This is a genomic window from Cupriavidus sp. SK-3 (assembly GCF_000611145.1).
GTDB lineage: Bacteria > Pseudomonadota > Gammaproteobacteria > Burkholderiales > Burkholderiaceae > Cupriavidus.
Genome location: NZ_JFJV02000152.1, coordinates 1 through 2244 on the forward strand (window position 1 = coordinate 1; position 2244 = coordinate 2244).

The following is a 2244-nucleotide window of genomic DNA, read 5'->3' on the forward strand; positions in this document are numbered from 1 at the left end:
GCATGATCGAAGACATGCGGATGCGCAAGCTTGCGGACAAGACCCAGACCCAATACATCCACGCCGTGTGCCAGTTCGCGGTCTTTCTCGGCCGCTCTCCCGACACGGCCAGCACCGAGGACCTACGGCGCTATCAACTTCATCTGGTCGATCACGGCATCTCCCCGGTTTCGCTCAATGCCGCGATCACCGGATTGAAGTTCTTCTTTGAAGTGACGCTCGGCGATGCCCAACGCATGGCCAAGATGCGCCCGGTACGAGTACCACACACCCTGCCCGTGGTACTCAGTCCCGACGAAGTCGCCCGCGTGCTGGCGGCCGCTGGGAACCTGAAGCACCAGACCGCGCTCGCGGTCGCCTACGGCGCCGGCCTGCGCGCCAGCGAAGTGGTGGCGTTGAAGGTGACCGATATCGACAGTGAACGCATGACCCTGCGCATCGAACAGGGCAAGGGCCGCAAGGACCGCTACGCCATGCTCTCGCCCGTGCTGCTCGAACGCCTGCGCGTCTGGTGGCGTGTCGCGCATGCCCAGGGCAAGATGCTCGACGGTGGCTGGTTGTTCCCGGGCCTCAACCCCATCGAGCCGCTCAGCCCCCGGCAACTCAATCGCGCCATCCATGCCGCCGCCCAGGATGCACAGATTGATAAGCGCGTGTCCATGCATACGCTGCGGCACAGCTTCGCCACCCACCTGCTCGAACAGAAGGTCGATATTCGCGTCATTCAGGTACTGCTCGGACACAAGAAGCTGGAGACCACAGCGCTCTATGCCCAGGTCGCCACGGATCTGCTGCGCGAGGTCGTCAGCCCGCTGGAGAACCTCCGCTCCACCTAGGCTTTGGGCCACCGAGCTCTCTCGTGCTCGAGGTCGCGGACATCTTCCGCCTCCACGGGCCGGCCTGGCGCCAGACTGCACACCTGAGCCTGGGGCAGTTGCAGGTCATGTCGGCCATCGAACAGTGCCGCACCGGGGCACTGGGAGGGCATGTGCTGCGCTGTTCCGGCTGCGCCAAGCTCGAGGTGTCCTATAACTCCTGCCGCAACCGGCATTGCCCCAAGTGTCAAGCCAGCGCGGCACGTCGCTGGCTGGAAGCGCGCAGTGAGGATCTGCTCCCCGTGGAGTACTACCACGTCGTGTTCACGCTGCCCGCGCCCATCAGCGCCATCGCCTGGTACAACAAGGCGGTGATCTATGGTCTGTTGTTCGATGTCGCCGCCGACACCCTGCGGACCATCGCCGCCGACCCGAAGCACCTCGGCGCGCAGATTGGCGCCACCCTGGTGCTGCACACCTGGGGATCCGCACTCACGCATCATCCGCACGTGCACGGCATCGTCCCCGGCGGCGGCCTGTCACTGGACGGCGAACGGTGGGTGGCTTGCCGCCCCGGCTTCTTCCTGCCGGTGCGCGTGCTCTCCCGCCTGTTCCGACGCCGCTTTCTCGAGGCCCTCCAGGCCGCGCATGGTCAGGGTCAGTTGCAATTCTTCGGCGACTACGCCGCGCTCGCCGATCCCGCTGCCTTTGCGCAGTGGATCGCGCCGCTACGCACCTCCGAATGGGTCGTGTATGCCAAGCGACCGTTCGCCGGACCCGAGGCGGTACTGGCCTACCTGTCGCGCTATACCCACCGCGTGGCGATCTCCAACCAGCGCCTGCTCGCCCTGGACGAGCGTGGCGTGACCTTCCGCTGGAAGGATTACCGGGCCAAGGGCCGCACCCGCTACAAGACCATGACGCTGGATGCCGGTGAGTTCATGCGGCGCTTCCTGTTGCACGTGCTGCCGGGCGGCTTCCATCGCATCCGGCACTATGGTCTGCTTGCCAACCCGGTGCGCCGCGCGAACCTGGCCAGGGCGCGTGAGCTGTTGGATGTCGCGTCCGCAGTCACCAATGCACCTGACGACACCGAGCTCGCGATGCCCACACCCTTCGTCTGCCGGCACTGTGGCGCGCCGATGCTCATCATCGAGATCATCCCGCGTAGTGTCTGCATCCGCGGACCGCCACCGCAGCGAGTCCTCGCATGAGCCCACATATCTTGCGCATCCAAGTCAACCGTCGGCTCTCCGGACACCGGAGCCGCAAGCGGACAGTCGTGCTCGCTGTCTCAGGCCGCCTCATTGCACGCTCGCAGCGTCCAAATGGTCCTGAGTTGCCGCGACCTCCCGCCATGCCGGGATCCCCCTCACGCCACGCTTCCTCCGACATCCCCTGGCTCTGCTGATCGAGCAAACGCTTCAAT

The 2244-nt window shown here is 65.5% G+C and carries 2 protein-coding genes; both read left to right on the top strand.

The genetic code is table 11. The annotated features are described in order from the left end of the window. Positions 1-2 precede the first annotated feature (2 nt). Entirely contained in the window at positions 3-836 is an 834-nt protein-coding gene (locus CF70_RS15525) for a tyrosine-type recombinase/integrase (protein WP_035866275.1), read from the top strand. Between the two features lie 23 nt (positions 837-859). Beyond that, positions 860-2029 carry an IS91 family transposase gene (locus tag CF70_RS15530; RefSeq protein WP_035866277.1) on the top strand — a complete coding sequence of 390 codons (1170 nt, stop codon included), beginning with the start codon at positions 860-862 and terminating at the stop codon, positions 2027-2029. Positions 2030-2244 lie beyond the last annotated feature (215 nt).

Excerpts from the sequence above, each read along its gene's own strand:
- CF70_RS15525 (WP_035866275.1), top strand. The coding sequence starts at position 3 with ATGATCGAAGACATGCGGATGCGCAAGCTTGCGGACAAGACCCAGACC.